The following is a 26,323-nucleotide window of genomic DNA, read 5'->3' as shown; positions in this document are numbered from 1 at the left end:
CCAATAAAACCCCTAATGTATCTGAACTTTTTCGCTCCTTAAAGCAGTTACCTGCTCGCCGTTGCGGGTGCAAAGATACGCTACTTAAAACATTATTTCCTAATATATTTTAACCTTTTTTTTAACTAATTTCTAACAATCTGAAAACATGAAAGTTAGAACAAGTGAAGTTAACAAATTATTATCAATATACAAACACAGACTTAACATTTATATTTAAAAATATCAAAAGCTATAAGATTACTTAACAAAAACATATCATCAATCATACTTATAAAACATATATATAATGTAGTATCGCAGATTGTAAAAAGACAATTATACATCATGACAAAGTAATTATGGCTTATTCTAAAGTTAAAGTAACCCAATTTTCGAAAGATTTTAATTGGGGAGTGACTATTTCAGCCTATCAAAACGAAGGAAAATGGAATACCTATGGAAAGGGAAAATCTATTTGGGACACCTTTACCAACAAACCCAACTTTAAAAACGGGAACGGAAATGTAGCGACTAATTTTTATCATCATTATAAAGAAGATATTAAAAGAGTTAAAGAGTTAAATTTAGATTCTTTTAGATTTTCAATATCGTGGTCTAGAATATTCCCAGAAGGAACTGGAAAAATCAACCAAAAAGGAGTTGATTTTTATCATAAAGTAATTGATTCTTGTATCGAACTAAATATTCAACCATGGGTTACATTATATCATTGGGACTTACCACAAGCATTAGAAGACAAAGGGGGGTGGACTAATAGAGAAGTTTTGAATTGGTTTGAAAATTATGTTGACTTCTGCACAAAGGAATATGGAGATAAAGTTAAAAATTGGATTGTTTTAAACGAACCAATGAGTTTTGTTGGCTTGGGATATTTTATGAATATGCATGCTCCTGGGAAAAGAGGTATCAAAAACTTTTTATCGGCAGCACACCATACAACTTTATGTCAGGCTCTGGGAGGAAGAATTATCAGGAAAAATGTGAAAGATGCTTTTATAGGAACCACTTTTTCTTGCTCTTATGTAAAACCCGTTAATAGACTGGTTAAGAATAAAAAAGCAGCAGAACGTATTGATACACTTTTAAATCGTTTTTTTATAGAACCTGCTTTAGGATTAGGATATCCTATTGACACCATACCTGGTTTAAAACAAATAGAAAAATATTATAAGCCAGATGATGAAGAAATGATGAAGTTTGATTTTGACTTTATAGGAATTCAATACTACTTTAAAATTGTTGCTAAATTTAGCTTACTCCCTCCTATTCTATTTGCAACAGAAATTCCTGCTACTAAAAGAAATGTTAAAACAAATAACATGGGAATGGAAATCTATCCAAAAGGTTTGTTAAAAATGTTAGAAAAATTTAATGCTTATACTGACATTAAAAACATATACATAACAGAATCTGGAGTCTGTTTTGATGATGTTTTAGAAAACGGAAAAGTAAAAGACAAAAAACGTATTGACTATTTTAAGAAAACTTTTTTTTACACTCTAAAAGCTCTTGAAAAAAACATAAAAGTAAAAGGTTACTTTATATGGACATTGGTTGATAATTTTGAGTGGGCTGAAGGAACCAAACCTAGATTTGGTTTGTATTATACTGATTTTATCACTCAAAAAAGAATCATTAAAAAATCAGGTTTATGGATTCAGAAATTTTTGAGCAAAAAACAACATCAGTCATGATGATCTCCCAACATTTCTTTTTCTTCTACTTCTTTTGTCTTGTGCTCATTTCTTAATCGGGTAATGCTTGCATTTAGCTCAAACCCTAATAAAAGAATCATTGAGTTTAACCAAATAAAAAGCATCAATACCAAAAGAGTTCCAATAGAACCATATAACTCGTTATATTTAGAAAATTTAATCACATAAATTCCAAAAACATAAAAAGTTAACAACGATAATACAGTTGTTAATACAGAACCTGCTGAAAAGAAATTAGTTTGTTTACCTTCTGAAGTTCCAAAATAATACAACATTGAAACATTACAAAAAATCAGAAACATAAATAAAAGATAACGAAGGTTTGCTACCCACATTAAATCATCTGGCAACCAGCCTTTGGTATAAACATATTCTAATCCAAACTCAAAAAATATAGTCACAGCAACTGTTAATATCAACATAAATGACATGGTTAATGATGTTCCTAACGATATTAAATATTGTCTAATTACGTTTCTTATTTTTTTTACATGCACAGAATATTCAAAAGCGGCAAAGATAGCATTCACTCCATTAGTCATTAAAAAAATAGACACCACAAAACCAAAAGAAAGCAATCCTCCATATTTATTATTGGCAATATCGGCTAACACTGTGTCTACAGCTTCAAAAGTTTTTGGTGGTAATAAATCTGAAATTAACATCATGAAATTTTCCTGAAATCCATCAATTGGAATAAAAGGAATTAAGGTTAACATAAAAAGCATAAAAGGAAATAATGCCATAAAAAAGCTAAATGAAATTCCCCCTGCCCTAGAGGTTAAAGCTCCTTTTACAATTCCTATAAAATACATTTCTAATAAATCATACAATGTCATTCCTTCCAAACCAGGCACAGGAATTTTTTTCCCTGTTCGAACAAACCAATTCATTACAGGTACTTCTTTTAATACTTCTTCTACAGAATCGTCTTTTTGAATTTCTTTAATTTCCAAGGTTTCTTTTTTTAAGCAATTAATCTATTGCTTTTAAACTTAAATCTAAATTATATACAGAATGAGTTAAAGCTCCTGATGAAATATACTGAACACCACATTCGGCGTACTTTCTTAAGGTTTCTTCATTAATTCCTCCCGAAGATTCCGTTCCTGCTTTGTTACCAATTAAAGCAACTGCTTTTTTTGTATCCTCGTAATTAAAGTTATCAATTAAAATCCTGTGAATTCCATCAAACTGAATAATTTCTTTAATTTCTTTCAAATTACGTGCCTCAACTATAATTTTTAAATCTTTATTATTTGCTTTTAAATAATCTTTGGTTTGTTGAATGGCTTGAGCAACTCCCCCTGCAAAATCGATATGATTGTCTTTTAACATAATCATATCATACAAAGCAAAACGATGATTTTCTCCACCTCCTATTTTCACTGCCCATTTTTCAATGGCACGAATTCCTGGAGTGGTTTTTCTCGTATCTAAAATTTTAGTTCCTGTTCCTTTTAACAAATCAACATAGTAAGCTGTTTTAGTTGCAATAGCACTCATACGCTGCATGGCATTTAACACTAACCTTTCTGCTTTTAAAATTGACAAAGAACTACCTGACACATATAAAACAACATCTCCGTGTTTTACTTTTTCTCCATCATTAATAAGAACTTCTACTTCTAAAGATTCATCAACATATTTAAAAACCTCCAGAGCAAAATCTACTCCAGCAATAATTCCTGTATCTTTTACTAATAACTTTGCTTTTCCTACTGCACTTGATGGAATACAAGCCAATGAAGAATGATCTCCATCTCCCACATCTTCTCTTATGGCATTGGCAATTATCATCTTAATTTCTTTATCAAACTGTGCTTGACTAATCATTTAACTAAATTTTTAAAACAAAGATAAACTTCTGTAATTAATTTATTGTGATTCGTAATTATTAATACATGATTACAACATGCGAAAAAACAGCCACAAATAAAACATCTATCAGCTAATCAAGAGAATAATGGTTATAAATTTAGTTTGAAAATCTTTACGTTAGCTATGACCACACAAGAAATTGCAGATAGATTGGTAAGTCTTTGTAGGAGAGGACAAAATGCATTGGCTCAAGTTGAGCTATATGATGACAATATTGAAAGTATTGAATCGCATTCAAACCGATACAAAAAAACAAAAGGAATTACCAAAGTTCAAAAAAAGACTGCCATTTTTTTTGAATTAGCTCAAGAAATTCATCATTCAGAAATTTCTGATCCGTTGGTTGCAGGAAATCATTTTTGCATAAAAATTAGTATTGATGTTACCCTTAGAGGTTTAGGTCGTGTTCAGCTAGAAGAAATCTGTGTTTTTCATGTTAATAATGAAAAAATCATCAAAGAAGAGTTTTTTTACTCACCTTCTTTAGTATAAAAGCCACATATCATCTGTTCTTAGTACCTTTGCTTTTTAAAGAAAAGGAAAACTATGAAAATTGTTCTTTTAGCCATTGGTAAAACCGATGATAAAAACTTAATTCAACTTATAGACAATTATCAGAACAGGCTTAAACACTATATAAAGTTTGAGTTAGATATTATTCCTGATATAAAAAACGTAAAAAATCTTTCCGAAGCACAACAAAAAGAAAAAGAGGGTGAACTCATTTTAAAAAAGTTACAACCCACTGATCACTTAATTTTGTTAGACGAAAAAGGAAAAGAATTTAGATCCGTAAACTTTGCGGATTTTTTACAAAAAAAGATGAATTCCGGAATTAAGCAATTGGTTTTAGTCATTGGAGGACCTTATGGTTTCTCTGATGAAGTTTATGCCAAGTCACAAGGAAAGATATCTTTATCTAAAATGACCTTTTCTCATCAAATGATTCGTTTATTTATGGTAGAACAACTTTACCGTGGTTTTACCATTTTAAAAAACGAACCTTATCACCACGAATAATTTCTAAAAACATAAAACACATCACTATGAAAATAGTTTTTGCCACGCATAACAAGAACAAACTGAAAGAAGTTGCTGCATTGCTTCCTAATATAGAGTTATTATCATTAACCGATATTGGTTGTACAGAAGAAATTCCCGAAACTGCCGATACTTTAGAAGGAAATGCTAAAATTAAAGCCAATCATGTTACAGAAAAATATGGATATGCTTGTTTTGCTGATGACACTGGTTTGTTAGTAGATGCTTTAAACGGTGAGCCGGGAGTATACTCTGCAAGATATGCAGGTGAAGATGGAAATGCCGAAAAAAATATGGATTTGTTATTAAAAAATCTTAATGGTGTAACAAATAGAGATGCTTATTTTAAAACCATAATTTGTTTAAACATCAACCATAAACAATATTTGTTTGATGGAGTTTGCAACGGAAAAATATTAGAAAAAAGACAAGGTGATGAAGGTTTTGGCTACGATCCTATTTTTACTCCAAACGGATACAATCTTTCTTTTGCAGAAATGAGTTTAGCCGAAAAAGGAAAAATAAGCCACCGAGGATTGGCAGTACAAAAATTAATACAATTTTTACAAAACCTATAAAGTGTATATTCCTCAAAAAAAATACTATCCTGTTTTTATTGCTTTGTTAGTCGTACTAATAATCATTGCTGTTTTTAATATTTACACAGGTAGTGTTAACATTCCTATAAAGGAAATTTGGAACATCATTACCAATAGTCCAAATACTTCTGAAAATTATCAATACATCATTACCGAATATAGATTGCCAAAAACCATTACCAGTATTCTGGTTGGAATTGGACTTGGAATTAGTGGATTGATGATGCAAACTTTTTTTAGAAACCCATTGGCTGGTCCTTTTGTTTTGGGAATTAGTTCTGGAGCAAGTTTAGGAGTAGCACTATTTATTATGGGAGGTAGCTTTTTTGGATCCCTTCCTTATTTATACAATTTTTCAATTCCCTTAGCAGCGAGTTTAGGATCTTTTTTGGTATTAAGCATTGTTATGATTACTGCCAGAAACATAAGAAACACCATGTCTATACTTATTATAGGATTGATGTTTGGTAGTTTTACCTCTGCTATTATTAGTGTACTGTCTTATTTTAGTTCTGCTACAGAATTACAACAATACATTTTTTGGAGTTTTGGAAGTTTAAGTAACCTACAATGGTCTGAATTATATTTATTAATTGGAATTATAGCGATTAGCGGTGTTGGATTGTTATTTATTATCAAACCTTTGGATGCACTTTTGTTAGGAGAAAACTACGCTACAAGCCTAGGGATTTCTATAAAAAAAACACAAAGCATCATTTTTATCATCACTAGTTTGTTAACAGGTAGCATTACTGCTTTTGTAGGACCTATTGCTTTTATTGGATTGGCTATTCCGCATATTACTAAATTGATTTTTCAAACCTCTAACCACAAAATATTATTACCAGCAGTAGGAATTATCGGGGCTATTGTGATGTTAATTTGTGATAGTTTAACCCACATTTCTGTAGGATCTAAAACTTTACCTATCAATGCGATTACTTCAATTTTTGGAGCCCCAATAGTCATTTGGTTATTGGTTTCTAAATCTAAAAAACTAGGTTCATGAAAAATGTAGTATTAAAAGCAACAGGGCTTAATATAGGTTATGCTGTCTCAAAAAAATCAATCAGTATTTGTCAACAAATTAATTTTGAGCTTTATAAAGGAGAATTACTTTGTTTACTTGGCCGAAATGGTTCTGGAAAATCTACACTTTTAAAAACCATTGCTAAAATGCTTACTCCAATTGAGGGAAGGATTGAAATTAATGAAAAAAGTATTGAAACACTTGCTCCTAAAGAATTGGCTAAATTTATTGCTGTAGTACTAACAGAAAGCATTCCTGAAAATTCTTTAACCGTATATGAAACCATTGCTTTAGGAAGGCAACCTTACACCAATTGGTTGGGGAAATTATCCAAAAGTGATATTGATATCATAGAGAATTCAATGCTATTAACCGATACTAATAATTTAGCAAATAAATTAATTCATCAACTGAGTGATGGACAATTACAACGTGTGATGATTGCAAGGGCTTTAACACAAGATACTCCTATTATTTTGCTTGATGAACCCACCTCTCACCTAGACATTCATCACAAAATAAACATATTTAAGATTTTATCTAAAATTTGTAAAGAGACTGAAAAAACGGTTTTGATTTCTACCCATGAAATCAACTTGGCATTAAAAACTTCAGATAGATTGTTATTAATAGATCAAGAAAAATTTAGTGTAGGAAAATCTACTAATGGTGTGATTCAAGAAAACTTGATGACTATTTTTAATTCTGATGATATTCGCTATGACAGCCATAGCAATCAGTTTATATTTTAAAACTATTACAATAAAAAATAAAAGTCCTTAAGATTTCTCTTAAGGACTTTTATTTAAATGAATATTACTTATAAATTAAGCAGCATTCTCTTTTTTGATTAAATTCAACGCAGAACCTTCTTTATACCAAGCAATTTGACTTGCATTGTAAGTGTGATTTAATTTGATTAAATCTTTAGATCCATCTGCATGATTAATTTCTAAAGTCAATGGTTTGTCTGGAGCAAAATCAGCTAAATCAGTAAAAGTAAAAGTATCATCTTCTTGAATTAATTCATAATCATCTTCATTCGCAAAGGTTAAACCTAACATTCCTTGTTTCTTTAGATTGGTTTCGTGAATACGTGCAAAAGATTTTACAATAACAGCTGCCACTCCTAAATGACGAGGTTCCATAGCGGCATGTTCTCTAGAAGATCCTTCTCCATAATTGTGATCTCCAACAACTATTGAAGGAATTCCAGCTGCCTTATAAGCTCTTGCTGTTCCAGGAACAGGTCCATACTCACCTGTTAATTGATTTTTTACCATATCTGTTTTTTGGTTGAATGCATTTACAGCTCCAATTAAACAGTTATTAGAAATATTATCTAAATGTCCACGGAAACGTAACCAAGGTCCAGCCATAGAAATATGATCTGTGGTACATTTTCCGTATGCTTTAATTAATAACTTAGCATCTTTTATTTCAGAACCTAAAGGTTGAAACGGCTCTAACAATTGCAATCTATCAGAATCTGGAGACACTACCACATCAATCCCTGAACCATCTTCAACTGGAGCTTGAAAACCTGCATCTTCAACAGCAAACCCTTTTGTTGGTAATTCATCACCTGTTGGTTCATCAAACATTACTTCTTCTCCTTTGTCATTTAACAATGTATCCTTTGTAGGATCAAAATCTAAACGACCTGAAATTGCAATCGCCGCCACCAATTCAGGAGAAGTTACAAAAGCATGCGTATTTGGGTTTCCATCGGCACGCTTTGCAAAGTTTCTATTAAAAGAGTGAACAATAGAGTTTTTAGGGGCATTTTTAGGATCTGAATAACGAGCCCATTGACCAATACATGGTCCACAAGCATTGGTGAAAATAGTCGCTCCTAATTTTTCAAAAGTTCCTAATAGACCATCTCTGTCCGCAGTATAACGTACTTGTTCTGAACCTGGATTGATTCCAAATTCAGCCTTTACCTTAATTCCTTTATCAAGTGCTTGCTGTGCTATAGAAGCTGCTCTTGATAAATCTTCGTAAGAAGAATTGGTACAAGAACCTATTAATCCCCACTCAATATCTAATGGCCATCCTTCAGCTTCGGCCTTTGCTCTTAAATCAGCACCCGCTTCAGAAGCTAAATCAGGAGAAAAAGGTCCGTTGATATGTGGTTTTAATTCATCTAAATTAATTTCAATTACTTGATCAAAATATTTTTCAGGGTTTGCATATACCTCATCATCACCTGTTAAATAAGAGGCTACTTTATTAGCTGCATCTGCAACGTCAGCTCTATCTGTAGCACGTAAATAACGATCCATAGATTCATCGTATCCGAAAGTAGAAGTGGTTGCTCCAATCTCAGCCCCCATATTACAAATGGTTCCTTTTCCTGTAGCAGAAAGATTTTTAGCTCCTTCTCCAAAATATTCTACAATAGCACCAGTTCCACCTTTTACGGTTAAAATTCCTGCTACTTTTAAAATAACATCTTTAGAAGCTGTCCAACCAGATAATTTACCTGTTAACTTTACCCCTATTAATTTTGGAAATTTTAATTCCCAAGGCATACCTGCCATCACGTCCACAGCATCTGCACCACCAACTCCAATAGCTACCATTCCTAATCCACCAGCATTTACTGTGTGAGAATCGGTACCAATCATCATCCCTCCAGGGAAGGCATAATTTTCTAAAACTACTTGGTGAATAATACCCGCTCCTGGTTTCCAGAATCCGATACCATATTTATTAGACACAGAAGATAAAAAATCGAATACCTCTGCACTTGTTTTGTTTGCAAATTGTAAATCTTTTGCTGCACCTTCTTTTGCCTGAATTAAGTGATCACAATGTACAGTTGTTGGTACTGCCACTTTATTTTTACCTGCCTGCATAAACTGCAACAATGCCATTTGAGCAGTTGCATCTTGACAAGCAATTCTATCTGGTGCAAAATTAACATAATCAACTCCTCTTTTAAATGCAGTAGTTGCATTTCCATCCCAAAGGTGATTGTACAAAATTTTCTCAGATAATGTTAATGGCTTACCCACTACTTTTTTTGCAGCATCTACTCGTTCGGTCATACGAGCATAAACCTCTTTAATCATTTCAATATCAAATGCCATATTCTTGTTTTAAATGTTAATAATTATTGTTTTCTTGGATAGTTACAAATTACAAAAACTAATAATATATAAAAAACGCATTTACGATCATTATGAACTCATTTGAAATAGTATTGATATTTTATTGCAAAATTGAATAATTAAGACAAAAAAAAACCTAAATCAGATGATTTAGGTTTTTTGATATTAAGTTTTAAGTACTATTTTACTTAATCAATTGCTTTAATGATGGTGTAAATTTGGTTAACACAATTCCTTCAACTGCTGCTTCATATTCTGCCATGGTAGGGGTTCTACCCAAAACTGTAGAAAGAACAACTACTGGAGTAGAAGATAATAAAGACTCTCCTTTTTTCTCACCAGAATCTTTTACAACTCTTCCTTGGAATAAACGAGTAGAAGTAGCCATTACAGTGTCTCCTGGTTCTGCTTTTTCTTGGTTACCCATACATAAGTTACATCCTGGACGCTCTAAATACAACATATTTTCATATTTGGTACGAGCTGCATCTTTAGGAGCATTGTCGTCAAACTCAAATCCCGAATATTTCGTTAACACTTCCCAATCACCTTCAGCTTTTAACTCATCTACAATATTATATGTAGGAGGAGCCACCACTAATGGAGCTTTAAACTCAACCTTACCTTGTTGTACCTCAATGTTTTTTAACATTTGAGCTAATATTTTCATATCTCCTTTGTGAACCATACAAGAACCAATAAACCCTAAGTCTACTGCTTTTGTTCCTCCATAGTAAGACAATGGTCTAATGGTATCATGTGTATAACGCTTAGATACATCTTCATTATTTACATCTGGATCTGCAATCATTGGTTCAGCAACTTCGTCTAAATCAATTTCAACTTCAGCATAGTATTTAGCATTTGCATCAGGCCTTAAAGCTGGTTTTTCACCAGATTTGATTTCAGCAATTCTCTTATCAGCTTTTGCTACTAATCCAGCTAAAACATTTAAATGATTGTCCATTCCTTTATCAATCATAATCTGGATTCTACCTTTTGCAATCTCTAAAGATTCAATTAAAGTATCATCTTCCGAAATACAGATAGAAGCTTTTGCCTTCATTTCTGCTGTCCAATCAGTAAATGTAAATGCTTGATCGGCAGTTAAAGTTCCTAAGTGAACCTCTATGATTCTTCCTTGGAATACATTCTCACCTCCAAATTTCTTTAACATTTGTTGTTGAGTAGCATGTACCACATCACGGAAATCCATAAAAGATTTCATAGCACCTTTAAAGGTAACTTTTACAGACTGAGGAATTGGCATGGTAGCCTCTCCTGTAGCTAAAGCTAAAGCAACGGTTCCAGAATCTGCTCCAAAAGCAACCCCTTTAGACATACGTGTGTGAGAATCTCCTCCAATAATAATATCCCAATCACTTACAGTAATATCATTTAATACCTTATGAATAACATCTGTCATTGCATGGTATTCTCCTTTAGGGTCACGAGCTGTAATTAATCCGAAGTCATTCATAAACTTCATCAACCTTGGAATATTAGCTTTAGACTTATCATCCCAAACTGAAGCAGTGTGACATCCTGATTGGTAGGCACCATCAACAATTGGAGAAATAATTGTAGCAGCCATCGATTCTAATTCTTGAGAAGTCATCAAACCTGTAGTATCTTGAGAACCTACAATGTTTACTTCAACACGAACATCAGAACCAGCATGTAAAGTTTTACCTGGCGTATTTCCTACTGCGTTTTTATTAAATATTTTTTCTACCGCTGTTAATCCTTGTCCTTCTACAGAAATTTCTTTGGAAGGTGCATAAACCGTAGGGATTTCAATTCCTAAAGTTTTAGCAGCAAATGTTTGTATTTTTTTACCAAATACAATAGCGTAAGAACCACCTGCTCTAATAAACTCAACTTTTTGTGGAGTTAAAGCAGCTGAAATATCCATTACAGCCTTACCATCTTTGTATAATTTTTTCTCTTTGGTATTGATTGTTAAAACAGTACCAGTAGCTACTGAATATTTTTCTTCTAAAACTGGTTCTCCATCAGCATCAAGAACTGTATTTCCTTCTGCATCTGTTTTCTTTACCCAGTTTTTAAGATCAATTCCTATCCCCCCTGTTACCCCAACGGTTGTTAAGAAAATTGGAGAAATACCATTTGTTCCAGCAATTACTGGAGCAATATTAATAAACGGAACATAAGGACTAGCTTGTATACCTGTCCATAACGCCACGTTATTTACTCCTGACATTCTAGAAGATCCAACTCCCATAGTTCCTTTTTCTGCCACTAACATCACTCGTTTGTCTGGGTGCTGTTCTTTTAAAGCAGAAAGTTCTTTTTGCATTTCCTTATTGTGCTCAAAAATACACTGACCATGTAATTCGCGATCTGAACGAGAGTGAGCATCCGCTCCTGGAGATAATAAGTCTGTAGAAATATCACCTACACCAGCAATAAAAGTAACGATATCAATTTCTTCTTCTACATCAGGCAACTCAGTAAAGAATTCTGCCTTCGCATAACTTTCTAAAAGTTCTTTAGCGATTTCATTTCCATTTTTATAAGCTTCGGCTAAACGATTTGTATCAGCATCGTAAAGATAAACTTGAGTTTTAAGAACTTTTGCAGCATCTTTTGCGATAGCTATATCATTTCCTAAAGCAAGATCTAACAATACCTCAATAGAAGGTCCTCCCTTCATGTGTGATAATAACTCTAAAGCAAAAGCAGGCGTAATTTCTTTAACTGCTGATTCACCTAAAATGATCTCTTTTAAAAATTTAGCTTTTACACCAGCTGCACTAGTAGTACCAGGCACCACATTGTAAATAAAAAAGTTAAGAGAATCTTCTCTATGCTCATTATTTAAATCTTTAATTTGCTCAATGATTTTGCTTAATAATTTAGCATCATCAATTGGCTTTGGATGAAGTCCCTGACCTTTGCGTTCTTCAATCTCCTTGATGTAATCGTTATAAATATTCATACGATCTATTATAGTTTATTTAATTGTTCATTTTTGGTTGGGCAATATACAAAATAAGAGCCCCATAATAAAAGCTGAAAACCCTCAGTTTTTATCAAATTCTCTAATTTTAACAAATTCTCGGTTTTTTATATATTTTACCACATAATATTCCTTAGAAATAAGTAGTAAAAATAATTTATATCATTTGTAAAATTAATATACATAAATATATAAAGTGAATATATATCATTAAAAGTAGGTTTATAAGCCGAGTTCTGTAACTTGAAACAAGTTCAAGCTTCTTATCATTTATCTAGAATTGCTGTTACCAACAATCTCAATCTGCCTACCCCTTGGAATTGAGCGAACAACTCTTACCTACTAAAAGGTCTCCAATATACATGGCATTGTACCGCATAGAGTTTACCTGGTTTCACTACAGCCGAACTGTACTTGCTTTCTGTTGCACTTGTCCTACTCTAACAAGTTAGAGCGACGGATGTTATCCGCTATGCTGTTCTATGGTGCTCGGACTTTCCTCCTCGTATAAATACGCGGCGATAAGACAACCTACTATTCAATGATCTAAGTTTTTTAAATGAAAAACCCACCTAGCGAACTAGGTGGGAAAAATTGCTATGAAAAAGAAAAAGTGTGTTATAAATAACACAACGGTACAAATATACATTGTTTTTATATTCCACAAAAAAATATTTGTCTTTTTTTTATCTTTTTTTCACTTATAATTATTTACATATCATATGTTAAGAAAACATATCTTTTACTTTTTCAAAAAATGATTTATCTCCCTTAGTTGGAGCAGGATTAAAGTTATCATCCCCTAAATTATCTTCAAAAAACTTTTTCTGTTCTTTGCTTAATTCTTGGGGAGTCCAAATGTTTACATGTACCATTAAATCACCTGTTCCATATCTTTCAATGCTTGGTAATCCTTTTCCCTTTAACCTTAAAATTTTTCCTGATTGCGTACCTGCATCAATTTTAATTTTTACTTTACCTGATACTGTTTCAATTTCTTTACTTGCTCCTAAAACTGCTTCTGGATAACTTATATATAAATCAAAATGTAGGTTAACCCCTTCTCTTGTTAAAGTATCATGTGGAATTTCTTCAATCAATACTAGTAAATCACCTGGAATAGAATTATTTCCAGGAGCTTCATTTCCTTTACCAGCTACTTTTAGTTGTACCCCATCTGTAACCCCAGCAGGAATATTAATGCTTACTGTTTCTTCTTCAACAGCTAACCCTTGAGCATCTGCTCCGGCAACTTTATTTTTCATTACCTCTCCTGCTCCACCACAAGTATTACAGGTGGCAGCAGTTTGCATTCTACCTAATATAGTATTGGTTACTTGCATTACTTGACCAGCACCATTACAAGTAGTACAAGTTCCATAGGTTACTCCCTTGGCTTTCTTTTTTCTACGAACTTTTACTTTTTTATCAACTCCGTTCGCAATTTCTTCTAGGGTAAGTTTTACTCGGATACGCATATTGGTTCCTTTTACAGTGCCTCTACGGCCACCTCCTCGTGAACCACCTCCTCCAAAGCCTCCAAAGCCACCTCCAAAGATGTCTCCAAATTGACTAAAGATATCGTCCATATTCATACCGCCTCCACCGAAGCCTCCACCTCCATGTCCACCTTCAAAAGCTTGATGTCCATATTGGTCATATCTTGCACGCTTATTTTCATCACTTAAGACTTCATAAGCTTCTGCTGCTTGCTTAAATTTTTCTTCAGCTTCTGTGTCACCAGGATTTTTATCAGGGTGATATTTTACAGCCATTTTGCGGTATGCCTTTTTTATTTCAGCAGCTGACGCCCCTTTTGAAATTCCTAATATTTCGTAAAAATCTTGTTTTGCCATCTTGTTTAGTTTTCAGTTTCTAGTTTTCAGTCTGCAGTTAGTTTTACTGACCACTGCTCACTTAAAACTGTGTTTACTATAATTATTGTCCAATCACTACTTTAGGGAAACGGATAATAGTATCTCCTAATTTGTAACCCTTTTCAATTACATCAATCACCTTTCCTTTTAAGTCTTCTGTTGGTGAAGGAATTTGAGTAATGGCTTCTTGAGTATCTGCATCAAAAACATCACCTTGATTCACTTCTACGATTGTCAATCCTTTTTGCTCTAATGTTTTTACTAATTTATCTTGAATTAAAGCAACACCTTTCTTTAATTCTTCGTCTTCACTTTTGTTAATCTCAATCATTCCTCTGTCAAAATCATCAACAACAGGTAATAATGACACTATAATATCTTTACCAGCAGTTTTAAATAATTCTATACGCTCTTTAGAAGTACGTTTTTTGTAATTTTCAAACTCCGCAAACAAACGTAAATACTTATCTTTTTCTGCTTGAATTAATTCCTCTGCAGTAGGCTCTTTTTTTGCTTCCTCTGCTTTTGCTTCATTCTCAGTAGCTTCAACAGTTTCTTCTACTTGTTCTGCAGTTACTTTTTCTTCTACTGCTTTTTCTTCTTGTTGAATATCTTCTTTCTTACTCATGGTAAATAATTATCAATAAATTGTTTGTTAACATCCTAGGGCAAAAGGTTTGCCAATTACTATAAAATGCCAAAATGACATCATTAAAAACGATGCAAAAGTACAATTTTATTTAATTTAAGAGAAAGGTGATTTTTTTGACTGCGAATCTCTTTTTAATGAAGAATTTTGAACAACAATTCCTTTAACAAATCTCTATCAGATAAATTTGCTCCTACTCCTTTACTTTTTACATCTGCATCTCTTAAATAAGAAATGATTTGAGAAACTTTACGCATAGGATAATTTTTGGCAGCGACCACATAGTCATCAACAAAATAAGGATTGACACGTAAGGCTCTTGCCACACTTGCTTTTGATTTATCTTTTAAACCATGATACATTAACAGTTGTGTAAAATAACTGTTGATTAATGAAATGGTCATCACCAAAGGATTACTTTTAGGATTTTCGGCAAAATAGTTTATGATTTGATTACATTTTAAAATCTCTTTTTTACCTATAGCCTTTCTAAGTTCAAAAACATTGTAATCTTTACTAATTCCAATATTTTCCTCAATGTGTTTTGCTGTGATAGTTGTTTCTTTAGGCAAAACCAACATCAACTTATCTAACTCGTTGCTGATTTTACTTAAATCAGTTCCTAAAAACTCAACCAACATTTGAGCTGCTTTAGGATCTATTTGATATTTTTTCCCTTTTAAAACACCTGTAATCCAATCTCCAACTTGATTGTCATATAATTTTTTAGATTCAAAAACCACTCCTTTTTGACTAATGGCTTTGATTAACTTTTTACGTTTGTCTAGTGTTTTATATTTATAACAAATAACCAAAACAGTACTCTCCAAAGGATTTTCTGCATAAGAAACCAAATTCTCTATGGTTCTAGATAAATCTTGAGCTTCTTTTACAATCACCACCGTTCTTTCGGCCATCATTGGAAACTGTTTTGCTTGTCCAACTATTTCATCAATAGACACATCTCTACCATACACCACTGTTTGGTTAAAGCCTTTTTCATCTTCTGTTAAGATGTTGTTTTCTATGTATTCAGAAATTTTATCTATGTAGTACGCCTCTTCTCCCATCAAGAAATAAATAGGCTTTATATTTCCTTGATTGATATCAGTTACCAACTGTTTTACTTCTACCATAGACTACTAAAATTGTAAGGAATTGCTCAAAAAGATTGTTTATTTTTGGCAAATGCAAAAACTAAATCTTCCTGATGTTCATTTAAAAATCAAAAGTAAAGAAAATAAGCTGTTTATTTTTGACCCTTTTAGAAAAAAAGACATTATGCTAACTCCCGAAGAATGGGTGAGACAACATTTTGCGCATTATTTGGTTCATCATAAAAACTATCCGATTTCTTTGACTGCTTTGGAAAAAGAATTGACCCTGAATAACACAAAAAAAAGAACGGATATTTTAATTTACAACAGCAAAGGAACTCCTGAAATTATTGTAGAGTGCAAAGCTAGTTCTGTAAAAATAACTCAAGAAGTTTTTGATCAAATTGCGAGATATAACCTAGAATTAAATGCAAAGTATTTAGTTGTGACAAATGGTTTGGAACATTACTTTTGTCAAATGGATTTTGAAAACAAAAAATATGTGTTTTTAAAAGACATTCCTAACTACACTATTTAAATGAATATAGCATTAGTTGTTTTAAATTGGAACGGAAGAGATTTGCTTGAAAAGTTTTTACCTACTTTGGTAAAAAATAGTCTTGAAGCAAATATTTACTTGGTAGACAATGCCTCTATGGATACCTCAGTTCCTTATGTGGAAAAATTCTTTCCAGAAATTACCATCATTCACCATGAAAAAAATGAAGGTTTTGCTAATGGTTACAATTTGGCTTTATCACAAATTGATGCTGATGTATACGCATTGATTAATTCTGATGTAGAAGTGACTCCAAACTGGTTACAACCTATTATTCATTTTTATGACACCAATGAAAATGCAAGTATTGTTCAGCCTAAAATTTTAGATTTTAAATACAGATCTTATTTTGAATATGCAGGAGCGGCTGGTGGGTTTTTAGACAAATATGGTTACGCTTATTGCAGAGGTAGAATTTTTGAAAATATTGAAGCCGACACAGATCAATATAAATCTGCTCCTATTTTTTGGGCATCTGGAGCTTGTTTGTTTATCAAAGCAAAAGACTACAAAGAATTAGGTGGTTTAGATGGTGATTTTTTTGCGCATTACGAAGAAATTGATTTGTGTTGGAGGGCACAAAATCAAAACAAATCTGTAAATTATATTGCGGAAAGTAGGGTATACCATGTTGGTGGCGGAACTTTAAAAAAACAAAGTCCTTTTAAAACTTACTTAAACTTTAGAAACTCTCTTTTTACCTTAGTTAAAAACTTACCAAAGGAAAAATTATTCCCTATTATTTTTACAAGATTGGTGTTAGATGGAGTAGCAGGAATGAGATTTTTATTTTTCGGTCAATTCTCTCATTTATTCAGTATTCTAAAAGCCCATGTTTCTTTTTATAAGAACCTTTCTATAATGTATCAAAAAAGAAATCAAAAACAACGCAAAGATTATTACCAAACCAAAAGCATTGTTTGGAACTCATTTATTAAAAATCAAAACACCTTTAAATCTTAAACACTCATGGCAGAAGCTTTAAAAAGAATCAATAAGTATTTAAGTGAAATTGGATATTGCTCTAGAAGAGCTGCTGATAAATTAATAGAAGAACAACGTGTAACTATTAATGGAGTCGTTCCTGAAATGGGGACAAAAATTGCTCCAAAAGATGAAGTTCGTGTAGATGGAAAATTGGTTTCTACTCCAGAAGAAGCTCATACTTATATTGCTTTTAACAAACCTGTAGGCATTGTTTGTACTACAGACCAAAAAAGAGAAAAAAATAATATTATTGATTATATCAATCATCCAAAAAGAATTTTTCCAATTGGACGTTTAGACAAACCAAGTGAGGGATTGATTTTTTTAACCAGTGATGGTGATATTGTTAACAAAATTTTACGCGCTAGCAACAACCACCAAAAAGAATATTTGGTACGAGTAAGAAAACCTATCACTAAAGAGTTTTTGACTAAGATGGGAAACGGAGTACCTATTTTAGGAACCGTGACTAAAAAATGTAAGGTAGAACAAGTAAATACTTACGAGTTTAAAATTACGCTAACACAAGGATTAAACAGACAAATTAGAAGAATGTGTGAATACCTTGATTATGATGTGACTTATTTAAAGCGTATTAGAATTATGAATATTTATTTAGACATGCCTGTAGGACAGTGGAGAGATTTAACCAAAGCAGAACTAAAAGAATTGAATAAATTGACTTCGGATTCTAAAAAACATTTTGAATAAGTATTAATTCTCAATATTCATCTCTTTTTTATATTCCTTACTTTGTTTGATTAAAAAATCTATCAATTCTAGTTTTTCATCTTTTGAATACATATCGTATAGTGATTGTTTTTTATTGCAATATGATATAAATTCATCTATTTGAAATTCAGAAATATTTAAATCATCTGTAAAAAAAGAGGTTCCAAATTCTTTTGAAAAATTAACCTTAAACTTCTCAAACCTCACTCTTTTTTCTTGCTTGCTTAAATGTTTCTTACCATTCTTGTTTTTAAATAATTTAGAAACCAAAGAAAACAACCCCAATATGTTTCCTCCTTGAAAAGTTCTGGTTGGATCTGTATTGGTTAAATGTTGTAATTTAATTCTTTCCAATTTTTCTGGATCAGGATTGGTGGTTGGTCCTACATTAAAATCTAATGCAGAAGTACCTAACATATTGTTAAGTACTACTTCTTCCATATTATTCACATTTTCTTCTACTTCAATTTCTATCACTTCTTTTTCAATTATTTCTTGAGTAATTAGTAATGAAATTTTATTGATGTGAATAGCCGAAACCATCAGTGAATCCCCCAATCTAACAGGTAATTCAAAAATTCCTGAATTATTGGTTTTAGTGCTTTGTTTTAAATTTTTATTTGTGACAGTCACATCTACAACATCAATAGAGTCGTTTACAACAAGCCCTTTTAATAATTTTATCTCTTGCGAGAAACTACTTGATACAGTGGAAACCACAAGAATAAACATGAATAGATTTTTCAAAAGCTTTTTTTTGAAAAAACAATCACAAAAATGAAACCAAAAAACAACTATTTTACCTTTTAATGATTTTTCTATTTATTAAATTCTTTTAAAACAACAACTCACTGGTGGTTGTTATTTCTAAGCCTGTTGAATTTTCTAAATTATATTGATATATTCCTGAGTCACCAATTGCGAAAAGATGATTTTCTCTAATAATCAAATCATTTACAAATACATCGATTTTCTTTACAAACGAAATCTCACCACTTTCTATCTTTGAAATATCATAAACTCTAATAGCTGTATCTGCAACAAAAATGTATTGGTCATACAAAGCCATTCCTTTAGGCTCCACTAGTGTTTTATCTAATAATAATATTGGATTTTCTACATCTATAATATCATAAATCTTTAACTGATTGATATCACCTCCACACCTATTACCACCTCTTACAGTAACAAAAGCATTGTTCTGATTTGCAATTACAGGATCACAAGCTCTAAAATGTCTAGAGATTGATTTGAATTTAGGGCGTTCTGGATTCTCTAAATTATAAATATACATAGCATCAGAACTCCCTATAAATAAATTATCTCCAAATCCAGATAAAGTTTCTATTCCAAAACCTACAGTTACTGCATCCACAAAAGCAGGATTCTCTTGATGATTTCCTGAAATTAAAAATGAATTTAATTTACTATTATCAACAGTATATAAATAATCCCCTTTCAAAGTAAAAGTAGCTAAAGAACCTCCTTGACCATCAGCAGGTGTTTCTGAACTATCAACAGTATCAGATGAGTTTTGATCACACCCTACTAAAACAATTACACTCAATATAAATAATAGCTTTTTCATTAGTCTTTTTTTATAAATTTTGTAATTATTTTTCCTTCTTCAGCAGTAAAATAACCACCATCTGGACTTACCTCTAAAGGTGTAAAAACTTTAATTTCTCTACCTGTTTCTACTACACTGTAATTTGTAGGATTAAAACGAAGCGTCACTAAATCTGTAGCTTGATTGAGATAAAACACATTTCCTCTTATCGCAATATCAGTAGCTCCGGGTACTTTTAAAAACCTAACTTTTATTGGATTTGATGGATTAGAATTGTCATAAATATGAAATCCCTCGTTTTTTTCGTTTACAAAAATATAATCATCTTTGATATATATTTTCCCTGATTCTACGACTGCTTTGGAGTCAGACATTACAATGGAAGATTTTAGTTCTTCTCTAGTCATTTCTACAGGTTCATAAATGGACTCAACATCAATAGATTCTCCTAAAAAACCGCAATTTACCATTAACAATAAAACGGGAATACCAAAAACTCTTTTCATTTCTTTTTTAACAAAGAAACAAAAATACCTCTAAACTATAGTATTAAATAAATGTTACCTCCATTTACAAACCTTTCCTAGTTCGCTTTCTCAACTTAAACAATCTATCTTCGTAATAAGCTTTTACTTCTTGTAAATATTCTTTAGGATTGGCATAAGTAGTCAAAACTACATAAGTATGTCTTTTTTGTAATTGAGCTAATTCTTTTTGTAAATCTTCTTTTTTTTGCTGTAACAATTCTAAAGTATCTAATTGCTTTTCTTGAGAAATTTGAATGTTAGCTAGTTTTTTTTGAGAGGTAATTTGCTGATGAAGTTGTTGCAATTCAACCAAAGTCCCTTGTTTGTACACTCGTATCAATTCTGTGGTAATTTCAGTGGCTAAACTTTCATCTTGTTCGTTGTTAGAGAATCTATCTGGATGCACAAACAACATTGCTTCTCGGTACAGCTTTTTTTTGTCTTTTAATACCGTTTTTTCTTCTTCGGTAATTTTAGAAACTACAGGAACAGTATTAGGCTCTTTATAATTTTTACCTTTCTTTTTTTGAGCAAGTCTTTTTTGTTTTTTTGCTTTTTGAAGATTTCTGTAAAGTACAGACAACTCTTGTTCCTCAATAATTTCACTTTCTAATTCATTTCTTAAAAAGTTTTCAAACTCAAAAATTTCTGATTTTACAGATTGGACTCTACCTAAAAGTTGCTTGATTTCAATTTGAAGAGAATGAAACAGAAAATCATCTTCTGTACTTAATTGATGATTCATCTAAAAATAGATTATAAAATATCTAAACTTCCTTTTCCTTCTCTAAGCACTACAGGCTCTCCCTCACTTAAATCAATTACGGTTGAAGCAACATTATCACCATAACCTCCATCAATCACAACATCAACCAAATCATCCCACTTTTCATGAATTAATTCTGGATCTGTAGTATATTCTATCACCTCATCTTCATCATGAATTGATGTTGAAACCAAAGGATTCCCTAACAACTCAATAATTCTTCTTGTAATACTATTATCAGGAACACGAATTCCAACTGTTTTACGTTTTTTAAAAGCTTTAGGCATATTATTAATGGCAGGAAGCACAAAAGTATAAGGCCCCGGAAAAGCTCTTTTTAAGATTTTAAACGTACTGGTGTCAATAGGTTTTGTATAATCTGATAAATGACTTAAATCATTACAAACAATAGAAAATGTATTTTTTTCTAGTTTGATGTTTTTAATTTTAGCCACTCTTTCCATCGCTTTATAATTAGTAATATCGCAACCTAAAGCATAAACAGTATCCGATGGATAGATGATTACACCTCCATTTTTAAGCACCTCAACAATTTTAAGAATTTCTTTTTCGTTGGGATTTTCAGGATATATTCTTACAAGCTTTGCCATTTTATTTTGATATCAAATATTGATGATAATGAATCTGTTATTCTGAATACTTTTTCATTTCCTCGTCATAAAATTCTGAGGCCTCTTCAATGTATTGTGCAACTTGCATAGAAAGTTCCTCTTCATCAGTTCCTTCTAAATCGTCCCATAATTCAATTTCATCATCCTTTAAGTTAATAATAAATCTTGGAAATTCTGTATGAATCACAAAAATATCTTCAGGACAATCCGTATTATCTGCTAATATAAACCTAGGTAATTCCATGTGTTTTTTAAATTATTTGTTTATGAATGCTCCAACAAAAGTAATCTTTTTGTTAGATGTTGAAACCTTAGATACAATAAAGTAGCAGAAACTGTTAATCCTACCAACAAACCAATCCAAACCCCAAAAGTTCCCAAATCGGTTTTTAATCCTAAATAATAACAAACCGGAAACCCAATGATCCAATAAGACACAAAAACCAACCACATAGGCACAAACATATCTTGCAAACCTCTTAACGCTCCTAATACCACCACTTGTATTCCATCAGAAATTTGGAACAAACCAGCAATAATTAACAATTTGGCTGCAATGTTTACCACATTTTCATCATCAATGTATATCCAAGGCAAATAAGTTCTTAAACTCATAAAACCAATGGCTGCTACAATAGAAATGATAATCATTAAGAACACATTTGAGATGGCTATTCTTTTTAAATTGTAATAATCTTTTAATCCTTTTTGGTTTCCTACACGAATGGTTGCTGTAACCGCTACTCCTGTAGCGACCATAAATGTCATGGTTGATAAATTCAATGCAATTTGATTGGCAGCTTGTTCATCAGTACCAATCATTCCAGACAACAATACTGCTGAAGCAAAAATTCCGATTTCAAAAAACATTTGCAAAGCAGTTGGATACCCTAATTTGAATATTTTAGCGACTCTTTCTTTTTCTAAAGAAAACCAAGAAATGGCAATTTTATAGGGTTGAAACTTTTTTCGTTTACTGATGAAATAAAGCAATACAAAAATCATTAAAACTCTTGAAACCAAAGTTCCATAAGCTGCTCCTACAGCTCCTAAAGCAGGAGCTCCAAACTTTCCGTAAATTAACATATAATTTAACAACACATTAATACAGTTAGAACCCAAAATAGCAATCATAGCATATTTTGTTAAACTCAACCCATCCGTAAACTGTTTAATAGCTTGGAAAATCAACAAAGGGATCATAGAAAAAGCCAATACATTATAATATGGAATGGCTAATACAACCACATCCTCAGGTTGATTCATCATTCCTAACAATGGTTCCATTAGCAATAAAACGCCTGCTAAAACAACTCCCAAAATAGATAAAATAATCACTCCATGTTGGTAGCTTTTTTTTCCTTCCATATAATTTTTAGCCGCATCTGCTTCCGAAATTAAAGGAGTCATCGCAAAAGAAAAACCAACCCCTAAACCCATTAAAATAAAAAAAATTGAATTGGCCAACGAAACCGCTGCCAAAGCAGGTGCTCCTAATTCTCCAACCATAATATTATCTGCAAAACCAACCAACACGTGTCCTAACTGTCCCAACATTACAGGTACAGCCAAGGCAATATTTGTTTTAAATTCTGAAGTATATTGTTTAATATTCATAAGGGTATTTTAAAATCTGCGCGAAGATACGAAGTTTTATAGCGTACTTTAATGATTTACACATAAGATTTTATGAACTTATATAGTTATTAAATCTATGTTAAACTGTTGTTTGTCAGTAATTATAAAATAAGTTTTCTCTACATTTATCATTACATCAACAGCAATATAAAATTTAATTCTATTCATTATGAAAACAGCATTAATTACAGGAGCAAGCAGTGGCATTGGAAAGGAACTGGCATATATACACGCCAAAAACAAAGGGAATTTGGTTTTAGTTGCAAGAAACTTTAATACTTTGTTGGAGTTAAAAAACGATATAGAATCTATTTTTAAGGTTTCTGTATATGTAATTCAAAAAGATTTAACTTTTTTAAATGCTGCACAAGAAATTTACACCGAAGTGATTTCCCAAAACATTACTGTGGATTTTTTGATTAACAATGCAGGTTTTGGTGGACTAGGAAAATTTCACGAAAGAGATTTATATGAAGATTTAAATATGATTCAACTCAACGTGGTTTCTCTAACTGCATTAACTCATTTATTTTTAAAAGATTTTGTAGTAAGAAACGATGGAAAAATATTAAACGTTTCTTCTACTGCAAGCTTAATGTCTGGTCCTTTACAAGCTGTTTATTTTGCAACCAAAGCCTATGTAACTTCTTTCTCAAATGCAATTTCGGAAGAGCTTAGAGGAACTAATGTTACGGTAACGAATTTAATGCCTGGAGCTACGGAAACTAATTTTGGAAGTGTTTCTGGTATGGATAAAACCGAAATGTTTAAAAAAACGGTGAGTGCTAAGTCTGTAGCAGAAGATGGTTACAAAGCCATGATTTCTGGAAAATTAGATCGTATTTCGGGTCTTACTTTTAGTCAAAAAATAATGATGAAATTAATGCCTTTTATCTCCAAGAAAAACATTTTAAAGCAAGTTAGAAAAATGCAAGAAGTAAAGAAATAACAGCACTAACCTATTTTAGTTCCGTTAGACATATTTCTTTCTGGTTGAAGCAAAACAATATCATTCTCTTCTCCTACTCCTGCAATCACTAAACATTCACTCATCATATTGGCTATTTGTTTTGGAGGAAAATTGACTACTGCTACCACTTGTTTTCCAATTAACTTTTCTGGCTCATACAATTTAGTGATTTGTGCGGAACTTTTTTTAATTCCTAAATCTCCAAAATCGATCATTAATTTATAGGCAGGTCTTTTTACCTCTTTAAATATTTCCGCATTGATGATGGTTCCAATTCTCATGTCAATTTTTACAAAATCTCCCCAGGTAATTGTTGAGTTATCTTCCATTACTTTTTGTTTTATATACTTTTTTCAAATTCAACAAATTGGTAGGATTGGTCGTTAATCCTTTTACATTTTCATGTTTAAAACGAATAATTTCATCATAGAACAAAGAAACCACAGGAACTTCTTCCATAACAATACTATCCATTTTTTTGTAAATTTTTACTCGTTCATTTCTATCAGTAATCCCTAATGATTGTTCATATAATTCATCAAAAACAGGATTTTTATAATGTGAATAATTTGGTCCTTGTGGAGCAAAATTCTTACTATAAAAAAGTGATAAAAAGTTTTCTGCATCCGGATAATCAGCAATCCAACCTACTCTAAAAGTTGGTAATTTTCCATTGGCTTTTAATTGTCTTAAAATAGGTGATGGCAAAATTTCTAATTCAATATTTAATCCTATTCCTTGTAATTCTCTTTGGATAAATTCAAACAAATCTGTATAACTAGAATTGGTGGCAATTTTAATACTTGGATGTAAATCTCCTGTTTCTTTTTTATACTGCTCTATGTAAGCTTTGGCTTTTTCTGGCTGATACAAGTTCACGCTCTCTTGATGATGAGCAGGCAGTCCTTTTGGGACAAAACCAGTAGCAGGATTTCCAATATTGTTTCTTAAATATCGTAACATTTTGGCTCTATCAAAACCAACATTAATCGCTTTTCTGATTAACACATTATTGTCAACCGTTTCTCCTTCCATAAAAAAGGCAATGTATTCGGTAATTAAATATGGTGTTTTATCTAAGGACAATTTATTTTTGTATTTGGGTAACAAACTTCCTGTAGGGGATAATAATTCATCTTTGTAAGAAGTATGTAAATCATACAAAACATCGGAGTTTCCTTGAATAAATTGTAAAAACTCTGTTTGTTTATCGGCATAAAAAGTAACGGCTACGGCCTCCAAATACGGTAGTTGATTTCCTTTTTCATCTCTTTCAAAATACAATGGATTTTTTCTAAACACCAACTTTGTATTTTCTACCCACAATTTAAAATAAAAAGGTCCTGTTCCCACAGGATTAGATCTAAATTCCGATCCATAATATTCTACCGCTTCTTTCGGGACTACAGAACAATATTGCATAGATAACAATCCTAAAAAAGGCGGAAAAGCAGTTTGTAAATTTATTCTAAAGACAGAATCGTTTACAGCTTTAAAACTTTTTACATTTTGCATCACCCATCTACCTGAGGAAGCTACTTTAGGATCTAATATTCTATTAAAACTATATTCAAAATCGTGAGCGGTAACTATTCTTGTGCTATCTTTTCCAAAAGCGATATTCTTGTGAAAATAAACATCATCTCTTAACACAAATTCATACGTTTTATTCTCATTAGAAATGCTCCAGGATTTGGCTATACAAGGTTTTGCGTTTAAACTATCATCAAAAACAACCAAGCCATTAAACAATTGATTGGTTGCCCAAACGTTGGGCTCATTTTTAGCAAAAGCAGGATCTAAAGAAGTGATATTGTCTTTTTCATTGTACCTAAACACCTCAGAAAGGTCGTGTTTACTTACTTTATCACGACAAGAAACCAAGCACAAAACAAAACACAAAAAACTTATTATTTTTTTAATCATCGGGTTAATTTACTACAAATGA

At 31.9% G+C, this 26,323-nt stretch carries 26 protein-coding genes and 1 other RNA gene; 10 read left to right on the top strand and 17 right to left on the bottom strand.

What is annotated here, in order from left to right; genetic code table 11:
* The first annotated feature begins 341 nt into the window (after positions 1 to 341).
* Positions 342 to 1,697: a GH1 family beta-glucosidase gene (locus QVZ41_RS07060; protein ID WP_302883848.1), complete on the top strand. Its 1,356-nt coding sequence runs from the start codon at positions 342 to 344 to the stop codon at positions 1,695 to 1,697.
* Here the strand turns inward: QVZ41_RS07060 and QVZ41_RS07055 are convergent.
* Together QVZ41_RS07055 and nadC are read right to left on the bottom strand one after the other, a co-directional pair.
* Positions 1,688 to 2,611 carry a YihY/virulence factor BrkB family protein gene (locus QVZ41_RS07055; protein WP_302883858.1) on the bottom strand — a complete coding sequence of 308 codons (924 nt, stop codon included), beginning with the start codon at positions 2,609 to 2,611 and terminating at the stop codon, positions 1,688 to 1,690. The genes QVZ41_RS07060 and QVZ41_RS07055 overlap by 10 nt on opposite strands.
* Positions 2,612 to 2,693: 82 nt before the next feature.
* On the bottom strand, positions 2,694 to 3,554 hold the full coding sequence (gene nadC, locus QVZ41_RS07050) for a carboxylating nicotinate-nucleotide diphosphorylase (RefSeq protein ID WP_302883847.1): 861 nt from the start codon (positions 3,552 to 3,554) through the stop codon (positions 2,694 to 2,696).
* Between the two features lie 168 nt (positions 3,555 to 3,722).
* On the opposite strand from nadC, the gene QVZ41_RS07045 reads away from it, so the two are divergent.
* The 5 genes from QVZ41_RS07045 to QVZ41_RS07025 are packed head-to-tail and all read left to right on the top strand — an operon-like array spanning position 3,723 to position 7,021.
* Positions 3,723 to 4,091, top strand: a complete 369-nt coding sequence (locus QVZ41_RS07045; RefSeq protein ID WP_302883846.1) for a SnoaL-like domain-containing protein — start codon at positions 3,723 to 3,725, stop codon at positions 4,089 to 4,091.
* Between the two features lie 54 nt (positions 4,092 to 4,145).
* On the top strand, positions 4,146 to 4,619 hold the full coding sequence (gene rlmH / locus QVZ41_RS07040) for a 23S rRNA (pseudouridine(1915)-N(3))-methyltransferase RlmH (protein ID WP_302883845.1): 474 nt from the start codon (positions 4,146 to 4,148) through the stop codon (positions 4,617 to 4,619).
* Between the two features lie 26 nt (positions 4,620 to 4,645).
* Entirely contained in the window at positions 4,646 to 5,218 is a 573-nt protein-coding gene (locus tag QVZ41_RS07035) for a non-canonical purine NTP diphosphatase (RefSeq protein WP_302883844.1), read from the top strand.
* Between the two features lie 7 nt (positions 5,219 to 5,225).
* The gene (locus QVZ41_RS07030; protein ID WP_302883857.1) at positions 5,226 to 6,248 is read left to right on the top strand and encodes a FecCD family ABC transporter permease; all 1,023 of its coding nucleotides are present in this window, start codon (positions 5,226 to 5,228) and stop codon (positions 6,246 to 6,248) included.
* On the top strand, positions 6,245 to 7,021 hold the full coding sequence (locus tag QVZ41_RS07025; protein ID WP_302883842.1) for an ABC transporter ATP-binding protein: 777 nt from the start codon (positions 6,245 to 6,247) through the stop codon (positions 7,019 to 7,021). The genes QVZ41_RS07030 and QVZ41_RS07025 overlap by 4 nt, the downstream gene beginning before the upstream one ends.
* A gap of 75 nt (positions 7,022 to 7,096) precedes the next feature.
* On the opposite strand, the gene QVZ41_RS07020 is transcribed toward QVZ41_RS07025, so the two are convergent.
* From QVZ41_RS07020 to holA, 6 genes are all read right to left on the bottom strand, one after another.
* A complete protein-coding gene (locus QVZ41_RS07020) occupies positions 7,097 to 9,367 on the bottom strand; it encodes an aconitate hydratase (RefSeq protein WP_302883840.1) in 2,271 nt (756 codons plus the stop codon).
* A 205-nt stretch (positions 9,368 to 9,572) separates the two neighbouring features.
* A complete protein-coding gene (locus QVZ41_RS07015; protein ID WP_302883839.1) occupies positions 9,573 to 12,350 on the bottom strand; it encodes a bifunctional aconitate hydratase 2/2-methylisocitrate dehydratase in 2,778 nt (925 codons plus the stop codon).
* A gap of 230 nt (positions 12,351 to 12,580) precedes the next feature.
* Positions 12,581 to 12,909, bottom strand: an RNA gene (rnpB, locus tag QVZ41_RS07010) — RNase P RNA component class A.
* A gap of 187 nt (positions 12,910 to 13,096) precedes the next feature.
* Positions 13,097 to 14,227 carry a molecular chaperone DnaJ gene (dnaJ, locus tag QVZ41_RS07005; RefSeq protein WP_302883838.1) on the bottom strand — a complete coding sequence of 377 codons (1,131 nt, stop codon included), beginning with the start codon at positions 14,225 to 14,227 and terminating at the stop codon, positions 13,097 to 13,099.
* An 82-nt stretch (positions 14,228 to 14,309) separates the two neighbouring features.
* Positions 14,310 to 14,876: a nucleotide exchange factor GrpE gene (locus QVZ41_RS07000; RefSeq protein WP_302883837.1), complete on the bottom strand. Its 567-nt coding sequence runs from the start codon at positions 14,874 to 14,876 to the stop codon at positions 14,310 to 14,312.
* A 155-nt stretch (positions 14,877 to 15,031) separates the two neighbouring features.
* Positions 15,032 to 16,033, bottom strand: a complete 1,002-nt coding sequence (gene holA / locus QVZ41_RS06995) for a DNA polymerase III subunit delta (protein ID WP_302883836.1) — start codon at positions 16,031 to 16,033, stop codon at positions 15,032 to 15,034.
* Between the two features lie 52 nt (positions 16,034 to 16,085).
* On the opposite strand from holA, the gene QVZ41_RS06990 reads away from it, so the two are divergent.
* From QVZ41_RS06990 to rluF, 3 genes are read left to right on the top strand one after another with little or no spacing between them, the layout of a single operon-like run.
* Positions 16,086 to 16,532, top strand: a complete 447-nt coding sequence (locus tag QVZ41_RS06990; protein ID WP_302883835.1) for a type I restriction enzyme HsdR N-terminal domain-containing protein — start codon at positions 16,086 to 16,088, stop codon at positions 16,530 to 16,532.
* Positions 16,533 to 17,516, top strand: a complete 984-nt coding sequence (locus tag QVZ41_RS06985; RefSeq protein ID WP_302883834.1) for a glycosyltransferase family 2 protein — start codon at positions 16,533 to 16,535, stop codon at positions 17,514 to 17,516. It abuts the gene before it with no gap.
* A gap of 6 nt (positions 17,517 to 17,522) precedes the next feature.
* Complete coding sequence (rluF, locus tag QVZ41_RS06980; RefSeq protein WP_302883833.1) at positions 17,523 to 18,251, top strand: 23S rRNA pseudouridine(2604) synthase RluF; 729 nt, start codon at positions 17,523 to 17,525, stop codon at positions 18,249 to 18,251.
* A gap of 3 nt (positions 18,252 to 18,254) precedes the next feature.
* On the opposite strand, the gene QVZ41_RS06975 is transcribed toward rluF, so the two are convergent.
* From QVZ41_RS06975 to QVZ41_RS06945, 7 genes are all read right to left on the bottom strand, one after another.
* Positions 18,255 to 19,019: a hypothetical protein gene (locus tag QVZ41_RS06975; protein ID WP_302883832.1), complete on the bottom strand. Its 765-nt coding sequence runs from the start codon at positions 19,017 to 19,019 to the stop codon at positions 18,255 to 18,257.
* Positions 19,020 to 19,107: 88 nt separating this feature from the next.
* Positions 19,108 to 19,860 carry an LVIVD repeat-containing protein gene (locus tag QVZ41_RS06970; protein ID WP_302883831.1) on the bottom strand — a complete coding sequence of 251 codons (753 nt, stop codon included), beginning with the start codon at positions 19,858 to 19,860 and terminating at the stop codon, positions 19,108 to 19,110.
* Positions 19,860 to 20,348: a hypothetical protein gene (locus QVZ41_RS06965; RefSeq protein WP_302883830.1), complete on the bottom strand. Its 489-nt coding sequence runs from the start codon at positions 20,346 to 20,348 to the stop codon at positions 19,860 to 19,862. The genes QVZ41_RS06970 and QVZ41_RS06965 overlap by 1 nt, the downstream gene beginning before the upstream one ends.
* Before the next feature lie 64 nt (positions 20,349 to 20,412).
* Positions 20,413 to 21,114 carry a hypothetical protein gene (locus QVZ41_RS06960; RefSeq protein ID WP_302883829.1) on the bottom strand — a complete coding sequence of 234 codons (702 nt, stop codon included), beginning with the start codon at positions 21,112 to 21,114 and terminating at the stop codon, positions 20,413 to 20,415.
* Between the two features lie 11 nt (positions 21,115 to 21,125).
* Positions 21,126 to 21,746: an L-threonylcarbamoyladenylate synthase gene (locus QVZ41_RS06955; RefSeq protein WP_302883828.1), complete on the bottom strand. Its 621-nt coding sequence runs from the start codon at positions 21,744 to 21,746 to the stop codon at positions 21,126 to 21,128.
* A 37-nt stretch (positions 21,747 to 21,783) separates the two neighbouring features.
* The gene (locus QVZ41_RS06950) at positions 21,784 to 22,011 is read right to left on the bottom strand and encodes a hypothetical protein (RefSeq protein WP_302883827.1); all 228 of its coding nucleotides are present in this window, start codon (positions 22,009 to 22,011) and stop codon (positions 21,784 to 21,786) included.
* A 20-nt stretch (positions 22,012 to 22,031) separates the two neighbouring features.
* On the bottom strand, positions 22,032 to 23,384 hold the full coding sequence (locus tag QVZ41_RS06945; RefSeq protein WP_302883826.1) for an MATE family efflux transporter: 1,353 nt from the start codon (positions 23,382 to 23,384) through the stop codon (positions 22,032 to 22,034).
* 190 nt (positions 23,385 to 23,574) lie between these two features.
* Between QVZ41_RS06945 and QVZ41_RS06940 the strand changes: the two genes are divergently transcribed.
* A complete protein-coding gene (locus QVZ41_RS06940; protein WP_302883825.1) occupies positions 23,575 to 24,354 on the top strand; it encodes an SDR family NAD(P)-dependent oxidoreductase in 780 nt (259 codons plus the stop codon).
* 5 nt (positions 24,355 to 24,359) lie between these two features.
* Here QVZ41_RS06940 and QVZ41_RS06935 read toward each other — a convergent pair whose 3' ends face one another.
* Both QVZ41_RS06935 and QVZ41_RS06930 read right to left on the bottom strand, forming a co-directional pair.
* Entirely contained in the window at positions 24,360 to 24,704 is a 345-nt protein-coding gene (locus QVZ41_RS06935) for a tRNA-binding protein (RefSeq protein WP_302883823.1), read from the bottom strand.
* Positions 24,694 to 26,301: an ABC transporter substrate-binding protein gene (locus QVZ41_RS06930; RefSeq protein ID WP_302883822.1), complete on the bottom strand. Its 1,608-nt coding sequence runs from the start codon at positions 26,299 to 26,301 to the stop codon at positions 24,694 to 24,696. The genes QVZ41_RS06935 and QVZ41_RS06930 overlap by 11 nt, the downstream gene beginning before the upstream one ends.
* Positions 26,302 to 26,323 lie beyond the last annotated feature (22 nt).

The sequence above is a fragment of the Wenyingzhuangia gilva genome (assembly GCF_030519655.1).
Lineage (GTDB): Bacteria > Bacteroidota > Bacteroidia > Flavobacteriales > Flavobacteriaceae > Wenyingzhuangia > Wenyingzhuangia gilva.
This window is presented reverse-complemented; position numbering and strand designations above follow the sequence as displayed.

Bases quoted from the DNA above. Each gene is read 5' to 3' on its own strand.
- QVZ41_RS07060 (WP_302883848.1), top strand. From the start codon at position 342: ATGGCTTATTCTAAAGTTAAAGTAACCCAATTTTCGAAAGATTTTAAT.
- QVZ41_RS07055 (WP_302883858.1), bottom strand. From the start codon at position 2,611: ATGAATTGGTTTGTTCGAACAGGGAAAAAAATTCCTGTGCCTGGTTTG.
- nadC (WP_302883847.1), bottom strand. From the start codon at position 3,554: ATGATTAGTCAAGCACAGTTTGATAAAGAAATTAAGATGATAATTGCC.
- QVZ41_RS07045 (WP_302883846.1), top strand. From the start codon at position 3,723: ATGACCACACAAGAAATTGCAGATAGATTGGTAAGTCTTTGTAGGAGA.
- rlmH (WP_302883845.1), top strand. From the start codon at position 4,146: ATGAAAATTGTTCTTTTAGCCATTGGTAAAACCGATGATAAAAACTTA.
- QVZ41_RS07035 (WP_302883844.1), top strand. From the start codon at position 4,646: ATGAAAATAGTTTTTGCCACGCATAACAAGAACAAACTGAAAGAAGTT.
- QVZ41_RS07025 (WP_302883842.1), top strand. From the start codon at position 6,245: ATGAAAAATGTAGTATTAAAAGCAACAGGGCTTAATATAGGTTATGCT.
- QVZ41_RS07020 (WP_302883840.1), bottom strand. From the start codon at position 9,367: ATGGCATTTGATATTGAAATGATTAAAGAGGTTTATGCTCGTATGACC.
- QVZ41_RS07015 (WP_302883839.1), bottom strand. From the start codon at position 12,350: ATGAATATTTATAACGATTACATCAAGGAGATTGAAGAACGCAAAGGT.
- dnaJ (WP_302883838.1), bottom strand. From the start codon at position 14,227: ATGGCAAAACAAGATTTTTACGAAATATTAGGAATTTCAAAAGGGGCG.
- QVZ41_RS07000 (WP_302883837.1), bottom strand. From the start codon at position 14,876: ATGAGTAAGAAAGAAGATATTCAACAAGAAGAAAAAGCAGTAGAAGAA.
- holA (WP_302883836.1), bottom strand. From the start codon at position 16,033: ATGGTAGAAGTAAAACAGTTGGTAACTGATATCAATCAAGGAAATATA.
- QVZ41_RS06990 (WP_302883835.1), top strand. From the start codon at position 16,086: ATGCAAAAACTAAATCTTCCTGATGTTCATTTAAAAATCAAAAGTAAA.
- QVZ41_RS06985 (WP_302883834.1), top strand. From the start codon at position 16,533: ATGAATATAGCATTAGTTGTTTTAAATTGGAACGGAAGAGATTTGCTT.
- rluF (WP_302883833.1), top strand. From the start codon at position 17,523: ATGGCAGAAGCTTTAAAAAGAATCAATAAGTATTTAAGTGAAATTGGA.
- QVZ41_RS06970 (WP_302883831.1), bottom strand. From the start codon at position 19,860: ATGAAAAAGCTATTATTTATATTGAGTGTAATTGTTTTAGTAGGGTGT.
- QVZ41_RS06965 (WP_302883830.1), bottom strand. From the start codon at position 20,348: ATGAAAAGAGTTTTTGGTATTCCCGTTTTATTGTTAATGGTAAATTGC.
- QVZ41_RS06960 (WP_302883829.1), bottom strand. From the start codon at position 21,114: ATGAATCATCAATTAAGTACAGAAGATGATTTTCTGTTTCATTCTCTT.
- QVZ41_RS06955 (WP_302883828.1), bottom strand. From the start codon at position 21,746: ATGGCAAAGCTTGTAAGAATATATCCTGAAAATCCCAACGAAAAAGAA.
- QVZ41_RS06950 (WP_302883827.1), bottom strand. From the start codon at position 22,011: ATGGAATTACCTAGGTTTATATTAGCAGATAATACGGATTGTCCTGAA.
- QVZ41_RS06945 (WP_302883826.1), bottom strand. From the start codon at position 23,384: ATGAATATTAAACAATATACTTCAGAATTTAAAACAAATATTGCCTTG.
- QVZ41_RS06940 (WP_302883825.1), top strand. From the start codon at position 23,575: ATGAAAACAGCATTAATTACAGGAGCAAGCAGTGGCATTGGAAAGGAA.
- QVZ41_RS06935 (WP_302883823.1), bottom strand. From the start codon at position 24,704: ATGGAAGATAACTCAACAATTACCTGGGGAGATTTTGTAAAAATTGAC.
- QVZ41_RS06930 (WP_302883822.1), bottom strand. From the start codon at position 26,301: ATGATTAAAAAAATAATAAGTTTTTTGTGTTTTGTTTTGTGCTTGGTT.